Consider the following 7,026-nt stretch of genomic DNA (forward strand, 5'->3'; position numbering starts at 1 on the left):
GACCCGGAGCAGGTCGAACGGGTGTGGCATGGTTGATGGTGTGGTGATTCCGGCTGGTGAGCGTTCAGGTGCCTCCGGCTCCGGCGGTCGTCGGGGTCGGGCGAGCACGAGTCAGTTCGGCGCGCTCGGCCTGCATCTCGCCGATCCCCGCGTCGAGGCGTCCGTGCTGGGTCTGCTGGCCTCGGTGGAGGTCGAGCTAAGGGCCAGCGTGGCGAGCGCGGACCCGTTCGTCACGGAGGCCGCCCGGCATCTGGTCGAGGCCGGCGGAAAGCGTTTCCGCCCCCTGCTGGTGGCGCTGGGCGCCCAGTTCGGTGATCCGACCGGCGCACAGGTCATTCCGGCCGCCGTGGTGATGGAGCTCACGCACCTGGCGACGTTGTACCACGACGACGTGATGGACGAGGCGGCCGTGCGTCGGGGTGCGCCGAGCGCGAACTCCCGCTGGACCAACTCGGTCGCCATCCTGGTCGGCGACTATCTCTTCGCCCGCGCCGCGGACATCGCCGCCGATCTGGGCCCCGAGGCGGTCCGGTTGCAGGCGCGCACGTTCGCCCGCCTGGTGCACGGTCAGATCGCGGAGACCGTGGGGCCGCGTGCCGACGACGACCCGGTCGCGCACTACCTGAACGTCATCGCGGACAAGACCGGTTCGCTGATCGCCACGTCGGCCCGTTTCGGCGGCATGTTCGGTGGTGCCGCGCCGGAGCACGTCGAGGCGTTGGCCGGGTACGGCGAGACGATCGGGGTGGCCTTCCAGCTCTCCGACGACCTGCTGGACATCGCGTCCGAGTCGGTGCAGTCGGGCAAGACCCCCGGCACGGACCTGCGGGAGGGCGTTCCCACGCTGCCGGTGCTCTACGCCCGTGCGGCGGACGACTCCGACGCCTCCTCGGTGCGCCTGCGGGAGATCCTGGCGACCGGCCCGCTGACCGACGACGCGCTGCACGCGGAGGCGCTGGGGCTGCTCCGGGAGAGCCCGGCGCTCAAGCGGGCGCGGGAGACCGTGCGCAGCTACGCCGAGGACGCCCGCGCGCGACTCGCCCCGCTGCCGGACGGGCCGTCGCGTCGCGCCCTCGAATCGCTCTGCGACTACATCGCCGACCGCACCAGCTGATCCGCACTCCGGGTCGTGCCGGCGACGGTCAGGAGCCGACTGCCGACGAGCATGAGCGCGGCGGCGAGCAGCATCGACACCGCCGCCGTGGACCACATCGCCGGGTAGCCGAGGTGGGCGGCGAGCGGGCCGAGGCTCAGCGGGCCGAGGCAGCCGCCCGCGTACACCCCGGTCTGGGTGATCGACGTGGCGGTGGCCGGCGCCTGCGGGTGGAGCCGGACCACCGCGAAGTTCATCAGGCCGGGCCACGCCCAGCCCAGGCCGAAGCCGAGCACCACGCCCGCCACCAGCGGCACCGCGCCGGTCAACGCGAGCAGGCCCAGGCCGACCGCGCCGACCACCAGCATCGCGGCGATCAGCGCGACGTGGCCGCTGGCCCTGCGGTCGGCCAGCGCGCCGGCACCCACGCGGGCCGTCACGCAGACGGCGCTGCCCAGGGTCAGGGTGAGGCCGGCGAGGCCCGGGGACAGTCCTCGGGCGGCCGCGGAGTCCACCAGGAAGGTGCCGAGCGCGTTGGCCGCGGCGGCGGCCAGGGTCGCCGCCGCGCCGATCACCACGAGCGCCCCGGTGGCCCGGCCGGCACGCCTGTCGCTGGCCTTGCGGGCGCGGCCGGCCTCCTGCCGGGGTACGAGCGGCAGCGTCGTCAGCGCCGCACCGGCGGCGGCCACGAACGCCCAGCGCCAGCCGGCGGTGAGCGCGATGGTGGGGACCGCGGCACCGGCGAGCAGGGTGGAGACCGGGATGGCCGCCTGCTTGACGCCGAACGACAGCCCCTGGCGGCGGGCCGGCACGTGCTGGGCCAGTGCCGCGTTGCTGGCCAGCTGGCCGAGGGCGTTCGCGGCGGCGCTGAGCGCCAGCAACCCCACCAACACCGGGTACGACCGGGCGAGCGCCGCCACGGCCAGCATCGACCCGGCGGCCAGCAGGATGCCGCCGCGGGCCACCACGGCCGGTCCGTACCGTTCGACCAGGCGGCCGGAGGGCACCGAGGCCAGTGCGCTGACCCCGAAGTAGACGGCCACGGCGACGCCCAGGCCGGCAGGGGAGAAGCCGACGTCGGCGCCCATCTGCACGGCGAGGCCACCGAGCAGGAAGACGGGCATGACGCAGGCGACGGTGGTGGCGACGGCACCGACGCTGGCCCGGACGGGTCGGGGACGGGCGGTGGCCGGGGTGAGGGCTGTGTTGGTCATCGTCCGGCAAACCTACGCGAGGCATGTGCAGAGCACTCCTCGTGACCGGCGGGGCACAAGCTGTGGATGGTGATCTGGCATCCTCGACCCGAACAGGCATTTCGCACCGGGCCTGTTTTTCATATGGTGTAAGTCCCCGGCGGCGGAGGTGGTTGTGCGCGACCCCTTGGCAGAACCTTCGGACCTGATCCGCAGCGTGTCCAGAGCACTGCGGGTGCTGGAGTCGGTCGGTCGCGCCCCGAAGGGCCTGACCGTCAAGCAGATCGCTCGGCGTTGCGAGTTGACGGTGGCCACGACCTACCATCTGGTGCGCACACTCGCCTACGAGGGTTACGTGATCCGTCGCGAGGACGGCACGTACATCGTGGGGTTGGAGGTGGCCGACCGCTACCGGGAGCTGGTGACCGCGTTCCGGGGTCCGCCGGCCGTCGGTGAGACGCTGCGGCGGGCCGCGATGGACACCGGCTACAGTCACTACCTGGGCCGCTTCGTCGGCGGTCAGGTGGCCATCACGGCGGTCGCCGAGGGGCACCGGTCGCCCTACCTGGAGGATCTGGTCCCCGGCTTCGACGAGGGTGCGCACGCCACCGCCCTCGGCAAGGCGCTGCTCGCCACCCTCACCGCCGACCAGCGTTTCCGCTACCTGCGCGAGTACGGCATGCGGCCGTTCACCAGCGCCACGTTGACCACCACCGAGACGTTCGAGGCCGACCTGGCCGCCGGGGACCGGCGCGGGATGCAACTGGAGCTGGGGCAGTTCCGCCAGGGCGTGGCGTGCGCGGCGGTGCTGGTCACCCCGGACAAGGACATGGAACGCCGGGTCGTGCTGGCCTGTGCGTTGCCGGCCAGCGAGATGATGACCTCCGCCCGGGTGGTACGCGCCAAGCTGCTCACGGTGGCCCGCAGCGTCGCCGACGGTATCGCCGCCGACCACTGACCCGTACGACGCCGAGAGGCCCTCTCCCGGGCTGGGAGAGGGCCTCTGGGGGCGGTCCAGGGCCGGACCGCCGGAGCAACGTCAGCGGCCCGCCGGCCGCGTGGGTGACGTCAGCTGCCCACCGGGCCGCCGTCGAGACGCCAGGTGACCACCACGCCGGGCTTGGCGTAGTCGCCGTCCGGCCAGTTCGAGGCCGGGTTCTCCACCGAGGCGCCGGTGATCTCACCCGGGTGCTGCACCGCCACGAAGACCGAGCGGTTGTCGCCGGTGATGAACGGGCCGCAGGTCTCCGCGCCGATCGGCACGGTCAGGAACTGCTTGAGGTGACCGCGCTCCGGGCCCTCCACGGCGACCGCGAACAGGCCGTCGTTGCTGCCCAGCGCATTGCCGTCGGTGGAGATCCAGAGGTTGCCGGTGGCGTCGAAGGCGACGTTGTCCGGGCAGGAGATCGGGGAGACCTTGGTCTTGTCGTACCCGGCGAAGAAGGTCGACGGGTCGGTCGGGTCGCCGCAGACGATCGGCAGCGACCAGGCGAACGTCTCCGCCGCGTTGTCGTTGCGATCCTCGACCAGCTCGAGGATCTGCCCGTGCTTGTTGGCGATCCGCGGGTTGGCCTCGTCCGGCTTGGGGTTGCTGCCGACACCCCGGTTGGTGTTGTTGGTCAGCGCCACGTACACCTTGCCGGTGAGCTGGCTCGGCTCGACGTCCTCGGGGCGGTCCATCTTGGTCGCACCGACCTTGTCGCCGGCGAGCCGGGTGAAGGTGAGCACGTCCGCGGCGGTCATCCCGTCGACGAACGACCGGTTGCCGCTGACCAGCTTGATCCAGCGACCCCGGCCGTTGAAGGCGCCGTCGCTGGGCAGCTTGCCGGAGCCGTCGATCTCACCGGCGCTGGTCTGGTCCAGCTGCGCCACGTAGAGCGTGCCGGACTCCAGCAGGGTCAGGTTGTGCTTGCGGGCAGCCCAGGAGTTGCCCTTCATGAACTTCTTGTCCGAGACGAACTTGTACAGGTAGTCGAACCGCTCGTCGTCGCCCATGTACGCGACCACGTGCCCGTCCTTGGCGACGATCACGTTCGCGCCCTCGTGCTTGAACCGGCCCATCGCGGTGTGCTTGCGCGGGCGGCTCTCCGGGTCGAACGGGTCGATCTCGACGATCCACCCGAACCGGTGCGCCTCGTTGGGGTGCTTGGCCAGGTCGAAGCGCTCGTCGGCGCGCTCCCACTTACGGCTGCCGCTGGGGTAGCGGCTGGCGGTGCTGATGCCGTAGCGGTCCAGCTTCGGCTTCAGCTCGGCGGGCGCGGCGTCGGCGCCGACGAAGTACTGGTTGAAGTTCTCCTCGCCGGAGAGCACCGTGCCCCACGGGGTCACGCCACCGGAGCAGTTGTTCAACGTGCCGACAACGGTACGACCCTTGGGGTCGGCGGCGGTCTTCAGCCACGCCGAGCCGGCGGCCGGGCCGGTCAGGTCGAACTTGGTGCTCAGCGCGGTGACCCGCCGGTTGTACGGCCGAGGGCCCTTGCCGACCGGCTTCCACTGCCCGGTGCCGGCGACCCGCTCCAACTCCACCACGGACATGCCGTGCGCGGCCATGGCCGTGCGCAGCTGCTCCACGGAGAGCCCGTCGAGGCCCGGGAAGCCCGGGAACATCAGGTCCTCGTTGGTGTACTCGTGGTTGACCACGAGCAGCGCCCGGTTGCCGCGCTTGTCGAGCGGCAGCACACCCACGAAGTCGTTGTTGTAGCCGAACTGCTTGGACTGCGCGGCGGCGGTCTGGTGGTGCACGTTGAACTCCGGCGCGCCCGGCACCACCGGGTCACCCCACTTGATCACCACGGCGTGGTCGTAACCGTTCGGCACGACCAGGTTGTCCAGCTTGTTCGGCGGGATCGGCTTGAACGACAGGGCGCCGCTGCCGACACCGGTGCTGGGACGGCCGAAACCGAAGCCCTCCGGAACGTCCGGGGCGGCGGGGGCCGCCACGGCGGGGGCCGCGCCGGCCAGCGCGCCGGCCGCCGTACCGCCGAAACCGAGGACCAGCGCGCCGACCGCACCGGCCCGGACCACGCCGCGCCGCGAGACCTCCGCGTTCACCACGTCTCCGAAGTACGCGTTGTCGGACGTGTTCGGGACCGGGTGGTCGCAGGCGTTTCCGCAGCGGTAGAGACAGGTCATGGCGTCACGGGTGCCGTGGCGGTTGCCGGTCAACAAAGGGAGCAGCCGGGGACGGTCGCTCATGGGAGTGGCCTCCTGGAAGTCGGTGGCGCGCCGGAGAAGGTCGACGGCGGGCGTACCAGCCGGACGCTAGGAGGACGCGGTGAGCGGTCGTCGGCCGCAATGTGAACCAGGCATGAACACCTGTCCGGGTCCGCGCCGACCCGCAGCCGGTCTGACCTCGGTCTGAACCGTTCGGCGTCACCGCACGTATTCCCGGGCGAACGCACCGCCGGACGCGCGCCGGAAGTGAGGAGAACGCCATCAGCGACCACGACGCCCAACTGCTGCGCGCGCTGCACGACGAGCACGCGGAGGCGCTGTACGCACACGCCCTGCGGCTGGTCAACGGCGACCGGCAACGCGCCGAGGATCTGGTGCAGGAGACGCTGCTGCGGGCCTGGCGGCACCCGGAGTCACTCGACCCGCGGCGCGGTTCGGTCCGGGCCTGGCTCTTCACCACCGCCCGTAACCTGGCCATCGACGCCTGGCGTCGGCGATCCACGCGGGTCGGCGAGGTGTTCACCGACGAGATGCCCGAGCCGCCCGAGGTCGTCGACGAGGCCGAACGCGCGGTGGAGGCGTGGACCGTCGCCGAGGCGTTGAACCGGCTCAGCCCGACCCACCGGGAGGTCCTGGTCGAATGCTTCTACCAGGGACGGTCGGTGGCCGAGGCGGCGTCGCGGTTGGGCGTGCCACCGGGCACCGTGAAGTCCCGCACCCACTACGCGCTGCGGTCTCTACGGTTGGTCCTGGCTGAGATGGGAGTGACGGGATGACCCGGTGCGAGTTCGCGCACGACGATGGCGCGTACGTGCTGGGTGCCCTGGCTCCCGCCGAGCGGGCCGCGTACGAGCGGCACCTCGCCGGCTGCGCCGAGTGCCGCGACGCGGTCGCCGAGATCGCCGTCCTGCCCGGACTGCTCGGCCGTCTCGACCCGGCCGGGCTGGAGCAGTTCCTGCCGCCGCCGACCGCACCCCGGGTGCCCGCGCTGCTGGAGGAGGCTCGGGCCCGGCGGCGCCGCGAGCGGTGGTCCAACCGCCGGGGGTACGCGGTGACCGGGCTGGTCGCCGCCGCGATGGCACTGGTGGTCGGTGCCGGCACCGCCACGGTGCTGCGAAACACCCCGGGCACGACGCCCCTCCCGGGCGCGGTGGGGACGAGCCCCGGCCCGCGGGTGTCGATGGTCGCCATGCGACCGGTGGCCGCCGCTGGGCCGGTGCACGCCGAGATCGGGCTGACCGGCACCGAGTGGGGCACCGAGGTGACCATGCGCTGCGGGTACGACCCGCGCACGAGCTACGGCAAGGCGTACCCGTTCCGGTTGGTGGCGCACGGCCCGAACGGCGCCAGTGAGCAGATCGGCTCGTGGCTCGCCGCGCCGGGCGACAGTCTCCAGTTCACCGGCGCCACGAGGTTCACCGACGCCGAACTGGTCAGCGTGGAGCTGCAGAGAGCCGACGGCACCCCCATCCTGACCTACGCGGTCCCCTGACCCGCCCCGGTGATCATGAGGTTGGCGGGGCCTCGGGAGATCGACAACACCGTCAACCTCATGATCAACCAGGG

6 protein-coding genes are annotated in these 7,026 nt (G+C 72.1%); 4 read left to right on the forward strand and 2 right to left on the reverse strand.

Translation table 11 applies throughout. The features are described from left to right. Nucleotides 1-28: 28 nt before the first annotated feature. A complete protein-coding gene (locus F8271_RS08795) occupies nt 29-1,114 on the forward strand; it encodes a polyprenyl synthetase family protein (RefSeq protein ID WP_151489199.1) in 1,086 nt (361 codons plus the stop codon). On the opposite strand, the gene F8271_RS08800 is transcribed toward F8271_RS08795, so the two are convergent. Beyond that, the gene (locus F8271_RS08800) at nt 1,090-2,307 is read right to left on the reverse strand and encodes an MFS transporter (protein WP_151489200.1); all 1,218 of its coding nucleotides are present in this window, start codon (nt 2,305-2,307) and stop codon (nt 1,090-1,092) included. The two genes, F8271_RS08795 and F8271_RS08800, sit on opposite strands and share 25 nt — an antisense overlap. 154 nt (nt 2,308-2,461) lie before the next feature. Here F8271_RS08800 and F8271_RS08805 point away from each other — a divergent pair, with 154 nt between their 5' ends. After that, nucleotides 2,462-3,244 carry an IclR family transcriptional regulator gene (locus tag F8271_RS08805; protein WP_151489201.1) on the forward strand — a complete coding sequence of 261 codons (783 nt, stop codon included), beginning with the start codon at nt 2,462-2,464 and terminating at the stop codon, nt 3,242-3,244. Between the two features lie 110 nt (nt 3,245-3,354). On the opposite strand, the gene F8271_RS08810 is transcribed toward F8271_RS08805, so the two are convergent. Further along, a complete protein-coding gene (locus F8271_RS08810) occupies nt 3,355-5,481 on the reverse strand; it encodes a PhoX family phosphatase (protein ID WP_151489202.1) in 2,127 nt (708 codons plus the stop codon). A 239-nt stretch (nt 5,482-5,720) separates the two neighbouring features. Between F8271_RS08810 and F8271_RS08815 the strand changes: the two genes are divergently transcribed. Both F8271_RS08815 and F8271_RS08820 read left to right on the forward strand, forming a co-directional pair. Continuing rightward, nucleotides 5,721-6,236 (forward strand): sigma-70 family RNA polymerase sigma factor, encoded by a 516-nt coding sequence (locus F8271_RS08815; protein ID WP_109817284.1) that lies wholly within the window; start codon nt 5,721-5,723, stop codon nt 6,234-6,236. Continuing rightward, the gene (locus tag F8271_RS08820) at nt 6,233-6,952 is read left to right on the forward strand and encodes an anti-sigma factor (protein WP_151489203.1); all 720 of its coding nucleotides are present in this window, start codon (nt 6,233-6,235) and stop codon (nt 6,950-6,952) included. The genes F8271_RS08815 and F8271_RS08820 overlap by 4 nt, the downstream gene beginning before the upstream one ends. Nucleotides 6,953-7,026 lie beyond the last annotated feature (74 nt).

Source organism: Micromonospora sp. ALFpr18c, assembly GCF_008868155.1.
Lineage (GTDB): Bacteria > Actinomycetota > Actinomycetes > Mycobacteriales > Micromonosporaceae > Micromonospora.

Bases quoted from the DNA above. Each gene is read 5' to 3' on its own strand.
- F8271_RS08795 (WP_151489199.1), top strand. From the start codon at position 29: ATGGTTGATGGTGTGGTGATTCCGGCTGGTGAGCGTTCAGGTGCCTCC.
- F8271_RS08800 (WP_151489200.1), bottom strand. From the start codon at position 2,307: ATGACCAACACAGCCCTCACCCCGGCCACCGCCCGTCCCCGACCCGTC.
- F8271_RS08810 (WP_151489202.1), bottom strand. From the start codon at position 5,481: ATGAGCGACCGTCCCCGGCTGCTCCCTTTGTTGACCGGCAACCGCCAC.
- F8271_RS08820 (WP_151489203.1), top strand. From the start codon at position 6,233: ATGACCCGGTGCGAGTTCGCGCACGACGATGGCGCGTACGTGCTGGGT.